12 protein-coding genes are annotated in these 13,859 nt (G+C 66.1%); 3 read left to right on the top strand and 9 right to left on the bottom strand.

What is annotated here, in order from left to right; all coding sequences use genetic code 11:
- Positions 1 to 2: 2 nt before the first annotated feature.
- The gene (locus tag G6P99_RS05490; RefSeq protein WP_029079868.1) at positions 3 to 488 is read left to right on the top strand and encodes an ATP F0F1 synthase subunit B; all 486 of its coding nucleotides are present in this window, start codon (positions 3 to 5) and stop codon (positions 486 to 488) included.
- A 119-nt stretch (positions 489 to 607) separates the two neighbouring features.
- Here the strand turns inward: G6P99_RS05490 and G6P99_RS05485 are convergent, their stop codons facing one another.
- The 5 genes from G6P99_RS05485 to G6P99_RS05465 all read right to left on the bottom strand — a co-directional run bounded on the left by G6P99_RS05485 (position 608) and on the right by G6P99_RS05465 (position 6,650).
- Positions 608 to 1,255 carry a hypothetical protein gene (locus tag G6P99_RS05485; protein ID WP_029079869.1) on the bottom strand — a complete coding sequence of 216 codons (648 nt, stop codon included), beginning with the start codon at positions 1,253 to 1,255 and terminating at the stop codon, positions 608 to 610.
- A 140-nt stretch (positions 1,256 to 1,395) separates the two neighbouring features.
- The gene (locus G6P99_RS05480; RefSeq protein ID WP_029079870.1) at positions 1,396 to 1,983 is read right to left on the bottom strand and encodes a GNAT family N-acetyltransferase; all 588 of its coding nucleotides are present in this window, start codon (positions 1,981 to 1,983) and stop codon (positions 1,396 to 1,398) included.
- 189 nt (positions 1,984 to 2,172) lie between these two features.
- Positions 2,173 to 3,462: a M16 family metallopeptidase gene (locus G6P99_RS05475; RefSeq protein ID WP_029079871.1), complete on the bottom strand. Its 1,290-nt coding sequence runs from the start codon at positions 3,460 to 3,462 to the stop codon at positions 2,173 to 2,175.
- Positions 3,463 to 4,878 carry a threonine synthase gene (thrC, locus tag G6P99_RS05470; RefSeq protein WP_029079872.1) on the bottom strand — a complete coding sequence of 472 codons (1,416 nt, stop codon included), beginning with the start codon at positions 4,876 to 4,878 and terminating at the stop codon, positions 3,463 to 3,465.
- A gap of 1,145 nt (positions 4,879 to 6,023) precedes the next feature.
- Positions 6,024 to 6,650 (bottom strand): glutathione S-transferase family protein, encoded by a 627-nt coding sequence (locus tag G6P99_RS05465; protein ID WP_029079874.1) that lies wholly within the window; start codon positions 6,648 to 6,650, stop codon positions 6,024 to 6,026.
- 173 nt (positions 6,651 to 6,823) lie between these two features.
- On the opposite strand from G6P99_RS05465, the gene G6P99_RS05460 reads away from it, so the two are divergent.
- Entirely contained in the window at positions 6,824 to 7,291 is a 468-nt protein-coding gene (locus G6P99_RS05460; protein ID WP_165127502.1) for an EF-hand domain-containing protein, read from the top strand.
- Positions 7,292 to 7,318: 27 nt separating this feature from the next.
- Here the strand turns inward: G6P99_RS05460 and G6P99_RS05455 are convergent, their stop codons facing one another.
- A complete protein-coding gene (locus tag G6P99_RS05455; RefSeq protein ID WP_029079875.1) occupies positions 7,319 to 7,912 on the bottom strand; it encodes a GNAT family N-acetyltransferase in 594 nt (197 codons plus the stop codon).
- Positions 7,913 to 8,063: 151 nt separating this feature from the next.
- Between G6P99_RS05455 and G6P99_RS05450 the strand changes: the two genes are divergently transcribed.
- On the top strand, positions 8,064 to 8,345 hold the full coding sequence (locus tag G6P99_RS05450) for a hypothetical protein (RefSeq protein ID WP_029079876.1): 282 nt from the start codon (positions 8,064 to 8,066) through the stop codon (positions 8,343 to 8,345).
- Positions 8,346 to 8,524: 179 nt separating this feature from the next.
- Here the strand turns inward: G6P99_RS05450 and G6P99_RS05445 are convergent, their stop codons facing one another.
- The 3 genes from G6P99_RS05445 to G6P99_RS05435 all read right to left on the bottom strand — a co-directional run bounded on the left by G6P99_RS05445 (position 8,525) and on the right by G6P99_RS05435 (position 13,853).
- Positions 8,525 to 10,969, bottom strand: coding sequence for a penicillin acylase family protein (locus tag G6P99_RS05445; RefSeq protein WP_029079877.1), 2,445 nt, complete (start codon positions 10,967 to 10,969; stop codon positions 8,525 to 8,527).
- 110 nt (positions 10,970 to 11,079) lie between these two features.
- A complete protein-coding gene (gene glpK, locus G6P99_RS05440) occupies positions 11,080 to 12,582 on the bottom strand; it encodes a glycerol kinase GlpK (protein ID WP_029079878.1) in 1,503 nt (500 codons plus the stop codon).
- A 263-nt stretch (positions 12,583 to 12,845) separates the two neighbouring features.
- Positions 12,846 to 13,853: an SGNH/GDSL hydrolase family protein gene (locus G6P99_RS05435; RefSeq protein WP_165127500.1), complete on the bottom strand. Its 1,008-nt coding sequence runs from the start codon at positions 13,851 to 13,853 to the stop codon at positions 12,846 to 12,848.
- Positions 13,854 to 13,859 lie beyond the last annotated feature (6 nt).

The raw sequence follows: 13,859 nt of genomic DNA, 5'->3' as shown, positions 1-13,859 counted from the left end.
CGATGTTTTACGAACCGGAAACCTGGGTTGCGATCGCCTTCGTCATTCTGATGGTCGTGTTCGGCTACCTCGGCGTCCATCGCACCCTGCTGACGGCGCTCGACCACCGTGCCGAGCGCATCAAGGCCGAGCTCGAGGACGCCCGCCGTCTGAAGGACGAGGCCAACAAGCTGCTCGGCGAGTACAAGGCGCGCCGCGCCAGCGCCGAGCGCGAGGCCCAGGAGATCATCTCCAGCGCCAAGCAAGAGGCCGAGCGGATCGCGGCCGAGGCCAAGACCAAGATGGAAGATTTTGTCGCGCGGCGGACCAAGACCGCCGAGAGCAAGATCGCCCAAGCCGAGGCCCAGGCCGTGGCCGATGTCCGCGCCGCCGCGGCCAACGCCGCCGTGACCGCCGCCTCGACCATCCTGTCGCAGTCGGTCAAGGGCTCGGTTGCCGACGACCTGGTCGGCAAGGGCATCGCCGAAGTCCGCTCCAAGCTGAACTGACGCGATCTCAACTTCTTCTACAAAAGGCCGGCGCGAGCTGATCGCGCCGGCCTTTTTGTTTGCTCAAATCCGCCCCGCCTGAAGCCACGCGATCCCGTTCCGATTGAATCGGAACGGCGCTACTTCTTCTTCGGCGCGCGGGGCTTGGGCTCCGGCTTCAGGGCCTGCGGGTCGAAGCCGATATAGAAGATGTAATCGTCGTTCTCGGCGGCCGTCGGCGCCGGATAGACCACATCCTCGGCGACCAGGCTGAACGGCACGCTGCCGCTCTCGTCCATCTGCACCGTGGTGGTGTAGGCCTTGGTCATGACCGTCCTCTCGCCGATGCCGCCCTTCACCACGGCGACGCGCAGCGGCACCTGGACAGTCGGCGGCGCGCCCGAGGGCCCGGCGATCACCCGCCCCTGGATACCGATCTTGGCGGTGATCTGCCCGCTGTTCAGGCCGCATTGCCGCGCAGTGCGCGTGATCGAGGCCAGGAACTTGACGTCGTTGCCGACCGCCTCCTTGCCGTTCGCGGCCACGGAATAGGTCGAGGCCCCGGCGCGGATCTGCACCGGCGGACAGGTCAGCTCGGCGTCGGCGTCATTGAGCTGTTTTGGCGCGGCTGGCGCGGCCGGCTTGTCCGAATCGGACGAGCCGCCGCCGAACAGGCTCTTGAAGCGGTCGCTCAGCGACTGCGCCGAGCCGACCGACGGCAGCAGGGTGGCACCGAGACCGATCGTTACCGCCGCCGCGAGCGCGAACCTGATCACCCTGTCACCCATGCGATATCCCTAAAGCCCCCAAGTGGTCTCCGAGTGGAGTTCCCCGTTTCGCGGGCGTTATAGCAAGCCAATGGCGGCGAACCCAAGGCATCTTGAAAGGACATTGAGCGGCGCCCGCCACCGGCCAAAAGACGTAAGAATCAGCCGCGGAAATCCTCGTGCAGCAGGCCGAACAGCAGGTGGTCCTGCCAGATCCCGTTGATGCAGAGATAGCGCCGCGCCAGGCCTTCGCGGGTGAAGCCGCACTTCTCCAGCACCCGGATCGACGACGCATTGGAGGGAATGCAGGCCGCCTCGATGCGATGCAGATTGAGCTCGCCGAACAGTGAGGGCAGCAGCACCCGCAGCGCCGTCGTCATGTAGCCGCGATGGGCGTGCGGCAGGCCGACCCAGTAGCCGATCGTGCCGGCCTGCACGATGCCGCGGCGGACATTGGCGAGCGTGATACCGCCGATCATCACCCCGTCCGATTCGCGGAAGATGATGAACGGGTAGGAGCGGTCGGCGGCGATATCCTCGGTGTAGCGGCGCAAGCGGCGGCGGAAGCCCGCGCGGGTCAGGTCGTCGGACGGCCAGATCGGTTCCCACGGCGTGAGATAGGCGCGGCTGAATTCGCGCAACTGCGCCCATTGCGGGAAATCCGACATTTGCGGCGCGCGCAGCAACAGCCCGTGACCGCGCGGCATCAATGCAGCGGGTCCACTAGACGGCAAACGAAACAGGGCCATGGCCCAACACTCCCCGCCAAGCTATTCCCCCTCGCCCCGCCCTTGCGGGGAGAGGGTTGGGGTGAGGGGCTCCGTCCACGAGCGAGCCGATCGCTGGGACCTGTACCCCCTCACCCGGATTGCACCGGACGATGCTTCGCATCGCCGAGAGCAATCCGACCTCTCCCCGCAAGCGGGAAGAGGTAAATTCTAGTGCAGCAACGACTTTGCCTTCGACTTGGTCAATCCTTCCGCAAAAGACACCGCCGTGTCCAGACCCCTGCCGCTGCCGAGGGCAACGACGGCGGGCCGGCTACGCGACAGCAGGGCGCGGGCGGCGTTGCGGCTCGATTCGACGCTGACAGCATCGATCCGCGCCACCAGTTCGTCCACCGTCTGCGGCCTTCCATAGGCTAGCACATGGCGTGCCAGTTGCTCGGCCCGCGATGAGCAGCTTTCCAGCGCCATCAACAGGCCGGCCTTCATCTGTGCCTTGGCGCGGGCGACCTCGGCCTCGGTCAGGGTTTCGACCGCGTCATTGATGACGTCGACGATCACTTCCATCATTTCCGGCGCGTCAGCCGGATCGGTGCCCGTATAGAGACCGAAGAAGCCGGTGTCGGTGTAGGGCGCGTGGAAGGTGTAGATCGAGTAGCACAGCCCGCGCTTCTCGCGCACCTCTTGGAACAGCCGCGACGACATCCCGCCGCCGAGCGTATTGGTGAAGACCTGCAGCGAGAACAGCGACAGGTCGGTCTGCGGCACGCCTTCGAGCGCCAATGTCAGATGCGCCTGCTCGAGATCGCGGTGCACCACGCGCGAGCCGCCCTTGCCGAACATTGCGGCTTGCGGCTTCGGCGCCGGCGTGGCGTCGAAGCTCGCAAACTTCTGCGCGACGTCCTCGACGATGCGCTTGTGATCGACGGCACCGGCGGCGGCGACCACCATGTCGGGGGCGCGGTAATGCGTCGAGAGATAGCCGCGCAGCATGTCGCGGTTGAAGGCCTTCAGCGTCTTGGCGGTGCCGAGCAGCGAACGGCCCATCGGCTGGTCCGGGTAGCAGAGCTCGTTGAGATGCTCGAACACGACGTCATCGGGCGTATCCTGCGCTGCGCCGATCTCCTGCACGATGACGCTCTTCTCGCGCTCCAGCTCGTCCGGCACGAAGGACGGGTTGGCGAGGATGTCGGAGAGCACGTCGAGCGCCAGCGGCACGTCGGCCTTCATCACCCGGGCATAATAGGCCGTGGTCTCGGTCGAGGTGCCGGCATTGAGATCGCCGCCGACCGCCTCGATCTCCTCGACGATCTCGCGCGAGGAGCGCCGTGCGGTGCCCTTGAACGCCATGTGTTCGAGCAGATGCGAGATGCCGTGCTCGTTCGGCTTTTCGTCGCGCCCGCCGACGCCGGCCCAGACCCCAAGCGCCGAGGTCTCCAGATGCGGCATGCTGTCGGTGACGACGGTCAGGCCGCTCGGCAGCTTGGTGATTTCAACGCTCATTCAGGCAACTCCTTGCTTGGCGGCACGGCTGACCGACAGCACGAAGCGCTCGACCTCGGCAGAATCATTCTTCATGACCGTCATCTGTTCGGACTTGGTCATCAACCCTCCGAGCCAGGCCGGCAGCTGCGGACGCACCCCGCAGGCGGCCTCGACTGCGTCGGGGAATTTGGCCGCATGCGCGGTCGACAGCACGATGTTCGGGATATTGGAGTCCGAGGTGTCGCGGTCGGCGACCGCGAGCGCCACCGCGGTGTGGGGATCGACCAGATCGCCCGCCTCGCGCCAGGCGGCGCGGATCGCCGCCGCCGTCTCGGTCTCGTCGGCGCGGCCGGCGTCGAAATCGCGGCGCACCGCGGCCAGCGTCGCATCCGGCAGCACGAAGCGGCCGGACTGCTTGAGCGAGCCCATCAGGCGGCGGACCTGCTCGGCGTCGCGGCCGCTGGCCTCGAACAGCAGCCGCTCGAAATTCGACGACACCTGGATATCCATCGACGGCGAAGTCGTGGCGTGCACCTCGCGCACCTCGTAGATGCCGGTCTTCAGGGTGCGGGCCAGGATGTCGTTGACGTTGGCGGCGATACGCAGCCAGCGGATCGGCAGCCCCATCCGCTTCGCGACATAGCCGGCGAAGATGTCGCCGAAATTGCCGGTTGGCACCGTGAAGTCGACGGTGCGCTGCGGCGAGCCGAGCGCGACCGCCGCGGTGAAATAGTAGACCACTTGCGCGACGATGCGCGCCCAGTTGATCGAGTTGACGCCCGACAGCGCCACCTGGTCGCGGAAGCGATGGTTGTTGAACATCGCCTTCACCAGCGCCTGGCAATCGTCGAACGTGCCTTCGATCGCCAGCGCATGAACGTTGCCGGCGCCGGTCGTCGTCATCATGCGGCGTTGCACCTCGGAGATGCGCCCGTTCGGGAACAGCACCACGAGGTCGACATTGTCGAGCCCCGCGAACGCCTCGACCGCGGCGCCGCCGGTATCGCCCGAGGTCGCGACCACGATAGTGGTGCGCTGTGCGCGCTTGGCCAACACGTGATCCATCAGCCGCGAGATCAGCTGCATCGCGACGTCCTTGAACGCCAAAGTCGGCCCGTGGAACAGCTCGAGCAGGAACTGGTTCGGCCCGACCTGGTCGAGCGGCACCACGGCGGGATGGCGGAACGTGGCATAGGCCTCGTTCGCCATGCGGCCGAGCTCGGCGTCGGAAATCTCGCCGGCGACGAACGGACGGATGATCTCGACCGCGACCTCCCAATAGGGACGGCCGAACAGGGCGGCGATGGTCTCGGGCGAAAGCTGCGGCCAGGTCTCGGGCACGTAGAGCCCGCCGTCGCGGGCGAGCCCGGTCAGCATCACATCGCAGAAGCCAAGCACCGGGGCCTCGCCCCTGGTCGAAATATACCGCGTCAAACCGCCCTCCAAAGGCTTCGATCCGAGCCTTAAGCCTTTGATATCATGGAATTATCGAGTTCGCCGCATGCGAACCGGATGAGGTCACCATAGAAGATCGGGCCCACAATGGGTAGCCCGAAGCGCACGTCCCCGGGGTCGCGCGGGGTGGTGAATTGCCTCGTGATGAAATGGATTGTGCAGCTCTCTCTCCGTTCGTCGTCCTGGCGAAAGCCAGGACCCATAACCACCGCAGTTGGATGGCGAACGAGGATCGTGGCCCCAGCGTCGCACAACAATTGAGATTTGGGGTAATGGGTCCTGGCTCCCGTGCGCAATTGCGCACTAGGCCAAGACGACGATGAGGATGGTTTTCGATTCAACCTGTCAAACAGCTTGTTCGCTGTCATCGCCCGGCTCGACCGGGCGATCCAGTATTCCAGAGACGGTTGTGCTTGAATCGAGAAGCCGCGGCGTACTGGATCGCCCGGTCGAGCCGGGCGATGACAGTGTGGGTGGGGACGCAGCTTCGCGTTCTCGCGACATGATTTGTCCGAGCTTTGCTCTTCGTTCCGCCCTCCTCTCGAACAGAGGGCGCAGGGAAAGCCGGGTGCCGATCGCACCCATGGGCCCCGAGCAATGGGTAGAAAGCTCGGGGGTAGGACCACAGGTGTAACCGGAAACAACCCGGCTTTCCCTGCGCGATGGGTTACGGCTTACTTCGTGCTCTCCCCGGCGAGACTGGGCTTGCTTGTCACCGCCGTCGTAACGCGCCTTCGCGTGTTGCGACGAGACACCTGCCGTTAGGGCGTCAGGACCACACGACTTCACCGTCCGCTTCGCGTGCTCTCGTCAGTCACACACTCGGCGTCCACCGCATCCCACACCGCGTTCGTGACGACCGCGAAGCGCCCCTCGATCGGGTGAGACGGGCGAACCATACACTAAGTTGCAATTCCGATAAACCGAAATATTTTTGCTCCTGGGGCTTGCGCCGTCGGGCAACTCAGTGGCAGGGGCGCGCGCCTCCATCCACTCGTCATTCCGGGGCGACGCGAAGCGTCGAGCCCGGAATCCATCCATCCACGGAACCCGCGGCCTGATGGATTCCGGGCTCTCGCTTCGCGAGCCCCGGAATGACGATGGAGAGAGAGCGGCGCTATCCCCTAACCGCTCGGCGGCGCCAGAGGCTGCACGATCTCCTGGAACGGCGGCAGCGCCTCGCAGCGCGCGGCGTGGGCCTGCAGCGCAGGATAGCGCGCGTCGAACAGATGCGGATGCGCCTCGCCGGTGAAGCGCAGCGCGCAGGCGACCGCGATGTCGGCATGGCCGATGCGCTTCTCCAGCCAATACGGCGATGGCACCGCCGCCCTCTCCTTCTCCAACACCGCGAGCACGCCTGATATCTGCGCATCGCAACGCTCGACCCAAAGCTTGAGCTGCTCCTTGCGCAGCACGCGCTCGTAGATCAGGCTCACCGCCTTGTCGGCGAGCCCGGTCGCGAGCGCCGTGATGCGCAGATGCTTGCGCCGCTCAGGCCCGGAGCGCGCGATCATCGCTTTCTCCGGCCCGACCAGTTCGTCGAGATAATCCAGGATCGCACCGCTCTCGATCAGCGCTTCGCCATCGTCAAGCACCAGCGTCGGCACCCGCCGCACCGGGTTGTAGGCCGCGACCTGCTCCGCATCGCCGAAAGTCGACCACGGTCTGTGCTCAAAGGGCAACCCATAGAGCCGCAGCGCAATCGCGGTGCGGCGGACAAAGGGCGAGTCGTATTGGCCGATCAGGAACATGTTTCACTCACGATTGCCGGACGAGCGCGAAGCGGAGCCGTTCACGAAAACAGTACTTTTTTGCTATGAGATGCACCAGCAGTCCACATCGATTTTCTATCTCAACTCCGGCAGATGACCCGCGCAGGCTCCATCAGAAGCCGATGCTCGCGGCTCAGAAGCGGGAGGGGGATTTGTCGCGCGAAAAACTTCTATGGGTTACGGCCTTGGGGCTGCTTCTGACGAGCGGCCCGCTTCTTGCCCAATCCAGTGGTCGGCCTGCGCAGGATGGGCTGCTCAAGAGCGTGCCGCCGATCTGGGATGCCAATCGCGACGGCGTCTACACCTGCGATGAATGGAAGAGCTTTGCCGATCGGATCTTTGCCTCCGCAGACCACAATCGCGACGGCAAGCTCGACCGATCCGAGTTCGCCACGGTTCAGAAAGCCGATGCGACATTGGCCGACGCTGACTTCGGCTATTTGGACGAAAATCAGGACGGCAAGATTACCCGCAAGGAATTCGTCGAGAAACCGAACGCGTTCATCCTGCGCTTCGACAGCAATGGCGACTGCCGTGTCACGGCCGACGAGCTAAGAGCCGCGACCGCGCCAAAAGGTCCCCAAGGCCCGGCCGAGCGGCCACGCGACAGATTCCACTGAGGTCACGTCTCTGCTGCCGCAGCCCCGTTACGCAATCACCGGCACATGCCTCGCCGCATCGCGCAGCAATTTACCGTCGAGCCTGGGATCGTCGGCCACCTCGATCTGCCGCTTGAACGGACGAAAGCCGGAGCGCTGGTAGAACGCGACAGCCGCGGGATGGTCGAAGGTGCAGGTATGCACCCAGACGCGGTTGACGTCGCGCGACCAGGCGATCTCGAGAGCGCGGTTCATCAGGAAGCGCGCGGCGCCGGTGCCGATGAATTTTGCGGTGACGCCGAAATAGAGCAGCTCGCATTGGCCGGGCTCGCTCAAATCAAGTTCGAGCAGGCCTTCATCATGGCCGTCAACGACCAGCCCGTAGAGCTCGATGCCGGGCGCGTGGATCCGAGCAGCCAGATCGGCGTCATCGAGCCCCGTGCGGGTGAACCACAGCCATTCCTCGCCGACGCGGCGGTAGAGATCGCGGTACCAGTCGAGCGCGGGCGGATCGACCTTGCACAGGCGCCACGCGCCGGGCGGATCGTCGCGGCGCGGCGGGCGCTCGGTCATTTCCAGATGTGTGACGACGGCGGCGATCTTGCCGTGGGGGATGTCGGAGTACCCGTCGGGTAGCAGCATCATGCGACCTTTGTTTCCAATTATCGGCGGGAAATATCCGCGTGTCTCGCGGCACATGCAATGCAACGCGGCGTAACAATATTACCGATTTGTCAGTCGGCGTTTTGGCGAATCAGGCGCTCGATGTGGAGAGGCTACCGGAGCAGAGGCCGTGTCGCGCCATCACACGCTGCCGCCGATCATCTATACGCCGCCGCCACCGAAGCCGAAGCCGGCACGGCGGCGGCGCGGCATCGGTTACGCACATGGGACGAGCGCGGCTGGTGCGGCCGAGGACGTCACGGATGGCGCGCCGGTGATGAGCACTCAGGTTATCCCGCAGCACGCGCGCCCGGTCGAGACCGTCGAGCGGCGCACGCCGTCACCGAACGGCAAGCTCAGCGACGACACGCTGCGCGCGATGCTTGAGTTGCAGGAGAAGCAGGTGAAGTAGTCGACGATATCGGCCACATATTCACTGTCGTCCCGGCGAAGGCCGGGACCCATAACCACCGATGCCGATTGCTTTTGCGCGCTGGGGCCACAGCGCCGTTCAACAACGCAACCCTGTGGTTATGGGTCCCGGCTTTCGCCGGGACGACAGTGGAGTTTTGGGCGGCCACCAGCCTTCCCTCACCGCGGCGTCAGCGTGATCGCTTCCGCCGTCGCGGCCTCCACGGCCGGGCGGCTGTAGAGCAGCGGCACATATTGGCCCGCGGCCCACAGCGGCGCGAGGTCGCGGTAGTGGGCGCTGAAGGGATCGCCGGATTGGCCTGGCGTGTTGATGGTGCGGCTCGCATCCCAATTGCCGACGTCGAGCACCATGCGGAACGAGGCGCCCGCGGTGAGGTGATAGTCGGAGCGGCGATAGGTGGCGGCGCGCGGCACGTTGGCGGCGCCGCCATAGGCGAGCGGGCCGACCGTCATCTGCGCCGCGGTGGCCTTGTCGGCGAGCGGCATCAGCGCGTGATCGAATTTTGCGACATGCAGCCGGCCCCAGCGCCAGGTCGAGGCATCGGGTCCGAGCTTTGCGGTGACGTCGGCGACGGCCGCGCCGAGGCTGTCGCGCAGCACGCGGTCGCGTTCGGCGGCGGGATCGCTGCCGAGCGCAGCGTCGGGCTTTTCGAGATAGCCGACGATGGCGGAGATGCTGGACGCCTCCGGCGCGATCAGCTCGGCCACCTTCGGCGCCGTGGTCTTGAGCAGGACCGGGCCGAGATGGTTCGCGATCCAGACCTCGTAGACCGCAGCGGCGGCGCTGTCGGCCGCATCGCGCGCGTCCCATGCCTTCAACAGGTCGAGCCCCTTCTTCACATTGGCATCGTCGGATGACAGCGGCTTCAACAGCGCGACCAACCGGCGCGCGAGCATGCCGGTGTCGTCGTTCTGCAGCGCCATCGCGTCCGCCAGCGTCACCTTGCTGTTGGCTTGCAGCACCTCGGTGATGCGCTGCCAGCGCGCGCTGTCGGACCATTCGAAGCCGACGCGGCGCTCATTGACCGGATAATCCGCCGGCAAGTTCATCTGGTTGGCGGTGGCGATGAATCCCTGCTTCGGCTGATACAGTTTCGGCAATTCGTCGAGCGACAGGAAGCCCTGCCACTCGTAGCGGCCGTCGCCGGGCACCGGCATCAATCCATCGAAGCTCGTGCGGCGCGGCGTCTTGCCGGCGGCGACCCAGCCGATATTGCCTGACGTGTCGGCATAGACCTGGTTCTCCGACGGCGCGCCCCAGCGCCGCATCGCGCCGAGGAAACTTTTCCAGCTCTTCGCGGTCATGTAGTCGGAGGAGCCGAAATAGGCCGAGGTGCCCGGCTCGAACCAGATCGAGCGCACGGCGAAGGCGCGCTTCTTTGCATCGTCGACATAGATCACCGGGCCGTGGCGAGTGAACTTCAGCTCGAGGTCGCGGTCGGCCTCGCCCTTCACCGCTTCCTTCTCGTGCACGATGCGCATGTCCTCCCAGCCCGTGCCGTAGCGGTACTGGTTCGGATTGTCAGGGTTGAGCTCGTAGACGTAGAGGTCTTCCTGGTCGACGTTGAAGATGGTCAGGCCGAACGCGATGGTGTCGTTGTGGCCGATCGAGATGCCTGGCAGCGCCGGCTCGCCCGCGCCGATCACGGAGATGCCGGGCGCGTTGAGGGCGACGATGTAGCGCAGCGACGGCACCGAGTGCTCGCGATGCGGATCGTTGGCGAGGATCGGACGCCCGGTCGCGGTGCGTGAGGCCGCGATCACCCAGTTGTTGGAGCCGATGGTGTCGCGCTGCTGGTCGGCGGCGGCGAGGAATGTGTCGGGATCATGCGCCAGCGCCGCCTTCAGGTCCTTCGGCGTGGCGAAGGCGACTGGGCGCGTGGCGAGGTCATAGGCTGCGAGCACGCCTTTCGGCACGCTGCAGGGATCGAGCCCGTCGGGGATCTTGGTGGTCCATGCCGGCTCCAGCTTGACGCGGAAGCGATCGGCATCGAGGCCTGCGGCACACGCGACCTGCGCGCGCTTCACCTCGGAGGCGACGTTGCGGGTCAGGCCGTGGCTCCGGACGCGCACGACATCCTCCGCCGACCACAGGTCCGGCATCGTGCCTGCGATCCTGAACTCGATCGGCAGCGGCCGCTTGCCCGCCTTGACGTCGGCGACATAGGCGTTGACGCCGGCGACGAAGGCCTCGGCATAGGATTTCGCCTTCGGGCCATAGGCGGCCCATTCCGCATTCATGTCGCCACGATAGAGGAACAGGCGCAGCGCCTTGTCCTGCTCGGCATAAGCGGGGCCGAAATCCTTCGCCAACAGGCCGAGCCCGCGCTTGCGCCAGAGATCGATCTGCCAGAGCCGGTCGCGCGCGGCGTTGAAGCCCTGCAGGAAGAACAGGTCGTGCTCGTTGCCGGCATAGATGTGCGGGATGCCCCAGACGTCGACCAGGATCTGGCCCGGCGCCGTCAGCCCGGCGACGTCGGTCTTGACCTCGCGCGCCGCCACCAGCGGGCTCGGCTTCTCGCGCGCCGCGGCGGGAGCGGCCAGCATCACGGCGCAGAGCGCGGCGGTGAGTAGTCTGGTGACCCGGTTGAAATCCGTGTTCATGTTGTTCTCTCCGATGGTTGTTATTGGTTTTGAGACGTCTTCAGCCACAGCTGTGCTGCGCCCCCTCTCCCGCTTGCAGGGGAGGTGTGGAGCGTCTACCGCACAGTTCGCTATTCCCCCTCGTCGCTCGCCAGCACGCCCTTCACGGCGCGCGCCCAGCCGGCGAGCTTACGGTCGCGCGTTGCCTCGCTCATCGCCGGCCTGAAGCGGTGCTCGAGCCGCCAATTGTCGGCGAATTTTGCAGGCTCCGGATAGACGCCGGCCTCGAGCCCGGCGAGATAGGCCGCACCGAGCGCCGTGGTCTCCTGGATCATCGGACGGTCGACCGGGGCGTTGAGCAGATCGGCGAGCCGCTGCATGGTCCAGTCCGACGCGGTCATGCCGCCATCGACGCGCAGCACGGTGTTGGTGGCGTTGGCCTCCGGCCAGTCGGTGCGCATCGCGGCCCACAGATCGAAGGTCTGGTAGCAGACGCTTTCCAGCGTCGCATGCGCGAGCTCCGCCGGGCCGGTGTTGCGGGTCAGCCCGAACAGCGCGCCGCGCACGCGCGGATTCCAGTACGGCGCGCCCATGCCGACGAAGGCCGGCACCAGGTAGACGCTCTGCATCGAGTCGGACTTGTCGGCAAGCGGCCCGGTCTCGGCGGCATGCTTGATGATGCCGAGCCCGTCGCGCAGCCACTGCACGGCGCTTCCGGCGACGAAGATCGAGCCCTCGAGCGCGTAGGTGCGCTGGCCGTTGAGCTGATAGGCGATCGTCGTGAGCAGCTTGTGCTTCGAGGCCACCGGCGTGGTGCCGGTGTTGAGCAGCGCGAAGCAGCCGGTGCCGTAGGTCGACTTCATCATGCCGGGCTCGAAGCAGGCCTGGCCGATGATCGCGGCCTGCTGGTCGCCGGCGATGCCGGAAATCGCGATCGGGCCGCCAAACAGATCGGCGGTGCTCTCGCCGAAGCGGGCGGAGGAATCCTTCACCTCGGGCAGCATCGAGCGCGGCACGCGCAACAGATTGATGAGGTCGTCGTCCCACGCGCCGCTGTGGATGTTGAACAGCAGCGTGCGCGAGGCGTTGGTGGCGTCGGTGGCATGCACACGCCCGCCGGTGAGCCGCCACAGCAGGTAGCAGTCGACGGTGCCGAACAGCAGTTCGCCGCGCTCGGCGCGTTCGCGCGCGCCCGGCACGTGATCGAGGATCCAGGCGACTTTGGTCCCGGAGAAATAAGGGTCGATGATCAACCCGGTCTTGGCCGAGATCGCGGGCTCGTGGCCTTCGGCCTTCAGTTTGGCGCAGATGTCGGCGGTGCGGCGGTCCTGCCAGACGATGGCGCGGTGCACCGCCTGTCCGGTGGCGCGGTCCCACACCACGGTGGTCTCGCGCTGGTTGGTGATGCCGATCGCGGCGATGTCCTTGGCCTTGAGGCCGGCCTGCTCCAACGCCTCGCGGCACACCATCACGGTCGAGGTCCAGATGTCCTCCGGCTCGTGCTCGACCCAGCCGGAGGCTGGAAAATGCTGCGGAAATTCCTGCTGCGCCACCGCGGCGATGGAGATGTCGCCGCGAAACACCATGGCGCGCGACGAAGTGGTGCCCTGATCGATGGCCAGCACGAAAGACATGAGCGTTTCCCTTGAGGCGTCTTCCCGAAGGAGATTGGTTCAGGCGCCAAGGGAGCGGATTACCGCGGCGAGGTCAAGATTGAGGGCGCCGTTCGCCGCGAGGCTATCAGACCCTCTGAGGCTGTCAGACCCGTCATCCTGAGGAGCGCGTAGCGCGTCTCGAAGGATGCACGGCCACAGTCTGGCCGTCGACCCTTCGAGACGCGCTTCGCGCTCCTCAGGGTGACGGTGACACATTAGACGCAGGGAGAGAACGAGCCCGATCACATCGGCCGGTAGGTCCGCACGTCGCCGGGGACGTTGACGCCGATCTTGATCGCGCCGACCGAGCGGATGATGTCGTCGCCGAGCAGCTGGGCGAAGCAGGCGTAGCCCCAGTCGTTCATATGCAGGCCGTCAGCGGTGACGAAATCGTTGATCGGGATCGCCTGCCGCTCGTGCCAGTCGCGCATCACCTCGAAGCGCGGGAAGATGCCGACATGGCGCAGGGCGGCGATGCGGCCGAGCAGCTTCACCATGCCGCGCGCGCTTTCGGGACGCTCGGTGACGCGCGGCGAATATTGCGGATCGACCAGCACGACGTCGGCGCCGGAGGCCTGCAGCCGCGCCACGCCGTCCTCGACCTGCTTTGCGGTCTCGGAGGGATCGAGGTTGCGCAGCACCGCGTTGGTGCCGACCTGCCAGATCACCATGTCGGGATGCACGTCGATCACTTCGGTCTGCAGCCGTGCCATCATCTCGGGCGCGTCCTCGCCGCCCTTGCCGCGGTTGAGCACGGTGATGTCGGCGGACGGATACTGCCGGCGCAGCTGTCCGGCGAGCCGGTTCGGATAGGTGAATTGGGGCGCCGACGAACCATACCCTTCCGTCGAGGACGAGCCGAATGCGATGATCACGACCGGCTTGCCGGCGGCGAGCTTGGCCGCGACATGCGGCAGCGAGCCGGTCGAGCTCGGCACGCCCTTGGGCTGCTGGCACGGCACGCGGTGGAAAATGTCGCTGGCGGATTTGGCGACCTGCCTCACCTTGTCGAACGCCTTCGCGGCGACGCCGGGCTGCTGATTGGCCGCATCGGCTTCGATGGCGGCGGGCTTGTCCGCGTCAGGCCGTGCGGCCTCAGACTTGGCACCGGGCGCGAGTGCCGCATGCTGATCGCCCTGGCCGGTCTGCGCGCGCGACGGCGTAACCGATAGCGGCGCGAGCAGCGCGAGCGCCGCAACGGCGCACAGGGTTCGCCCTACGGTGAGGCGAAAAGGGAACGCAAAACGCATCAACTC

Source organism: Bradyrhizobium sp. 6(2017) (assembly GCF_011058295.2).
In the GTDB taxonomy this organism is placed as follows: Bacteria; Pseudomonadota; Alphaproteobacteria; order Rhizobiales; family Xanthobacteraceae; genus Bradyrhizobium; species Bradyrhizobium septentrionale.
The sequence above is the reverse complement of the archived record's forward strand: the minus strand, read 5'-3'. Positions and strand labels throughout refer to the sequence as shown.

Excerpts from the sequence above, each read along its gene's own strand:
- G6P99_RS05490 (WP_029079868.1), top strand. The coding sequence starts at position 3 with ATGTTTTACGAACCGGAAACCTGGGTTGCGATCGCCTTCGTCATTCTG.
- G6P99_RS05485 (WP_029079869.1), bottom strand. The coding sequence starts at position 1,255 with ATGGGTGACAGGGTGATCAGGTTCGCGCTCGCGGCGGCGGTAACGATC.
- G6P99_RS05480 (WP_029079870.1), bottom strand. The coding sequence starts at position 1,983 with ATGGCCCTGTTTCGTTTGCCGTCTAGTGGACCCGCTGCATTGATGCCG.
- G6P99_RS05475 (WP_029079871.1), bottom strand. The coding sequence starts at position 3,462 with ATGAGCGTTGAAATCACCAAGCTGCCGAGCGGCCTGACCGTCGTCACC.
- G6P99_RS05465 (WP_029079874.1), bottom strand. The coding sequence starts at position 6,650 with ATGTTCCTGATCGGCCAATACGACTCGCCCTTTGTCCGCCGCACCGCG.
- G6P99_RS05455 (WP_029079875.1), bottom strand. The coding sequence starts at position 7,912 with ATGCTGCTACCCGACGGGTACTCCGACATCCCCCACGGCAAGATCGCC.
- G6P99_RS05445 (WP_029079877.1), bottom strand. The coding sequence starts at position 10,969 with ATGAACACGGATTTCAACCGGGTCACCAGACTACTCACCGCCGCGCTC.
- glpK (WP_029079878.1), bottom strand. The coding sequence starts at position 12,582 with ATGTCTTTCGTGCTGGCCATCGATCAGGGCACCACTTCGTCGCGCGCC.
- G6P99_RS05435 (WP_165127500.1), bottom strand. The coding sequence starts at position 13,853 with ATGCGTTTTGCGTTCCCTTTTCGCCTCACCGTAGGGCGAACCCTGTGC.